The organism is Methylobacterium sp. WL18 (genome assembly GCF_008040015.1).
GTDB classification, from domain to species: Bacteria; Pseudomonadota; Alphaproteobacteria; order Rhizobiales; family Beijerinckiaceae; genus Methylobacterium; species Methylobacterium mesophilicum.
The window spans coordinates 1-969 of sequence record NZ_VRVD01001063.1 but is presented as its reverse complement, the minus strand read 5'-3'; the positions used below and the strand labels follow the sequence as shown (position 1 = coordinate 969).

Here is a 969-nt window from a genome sequence, read left to right as displayed (position 1 = left end):
GGAAGCCGCCCACCGCCCGAAGGGTCACGAAGCCGCCCAGCGCCGCGCTGCCGGCGAACCGGATCAGGTTGCCCTCGCGGGCCTCCTCGCGCAGGCCCAGCACCTCCGTGAGGATCGCGGCCGTGGCCTCGGCCGTCTCCAGCAGGAGCGTCACCCCGTGCAGGCCGCGGATCGCGTGCTCGGCCGGGACCTCGGCCGAGGCCCAGGCGGGCTCCGCCTCCGCGCCGTCGACGCCCACCAGCGCCAGCATCATCCCGTCGGGATCGCGGAACCGCAGGGTCGGCGCGCCGAACACCTGGACCAGCGGCTCGTGGGCGACCCCCTTCTCGATCAGCCGGTGGGTCCACCAGCCGATCGAGCCCCGGGGCACCCGGAACGCGGTCTCCTGGGTCTCGCCGATCCCGACCCGGCCGGGGGCCGCGTGCGCGATCGGAAAGAAGGTCAGGATCGTGCCGGGCTGCCCGGACGCGTCGCCGTAATACAGGTGGTAGGTGCCCGGATCGTCGAAGTTGACGGTCTTCTTCACCAGCCGCTGCCCGAGCACGCGGGTGTGGAAGTCGAGGTTGCGCATTGCCGGGCCGGAAAAGGCCGTGACGTGGTGGAGGCCGGACTGCACCATGACGCTGTCTCCCGAGAAGCCGCCGCGGATGCCGCGGGGCGTTTGCGATGACGGCAATCTGGCCATTGCCAACGGATCCGAAAATAGAAACGCTGGAAACTCATCGTTTCCGGAATGCAACCCATGCGGCTCCCCGATTTCGAGGCCTGGGCGGTCTTCGCCAAGGTGGTGGAGGTGGGCTCGTTCGGCCGGGCCGCCGCGGATCTCGGCCTGTCGAAGGGCACCGTCTCGAAGGCGGTGGGCCGGCTGGAGGCCCGGATCGGCGCGCGGCTGTTCAACCGCACCTCGCGCAAGCTCGCCCTCACGGAGGCCGGCCACGCCGCCAAGGCCGGCGCCGCGCGGATCCTGGC

The 969-nt window shown here is 71.6% G+C and carries 2 protein-coding genes; one reads left to right on the top strand and one right to left on the bottom strand.

Annotated features, from left to right (window positions below; genetic code table 11):
* Positions 1-619, bottom strand: a 619-nt coding sequence (locus tag FV228_RS30910) for a VOC family protein (protein ID WP_147857881.1), incomplete at its 3' end; no start/stop codon positions are given.
* Between the two features lie 123 nt (positions 620-742).
* Between FV228_RS30910 and FV228_RS30905 the strand changes: the two genes are divergently transcribed.
* The coding region (locus tag FV228_RS30905; protein WP_147857880.1) for a LysR family transcriptional regulator at positions 743-969 on the top strand (227 nt) is incomplete at its 3' end.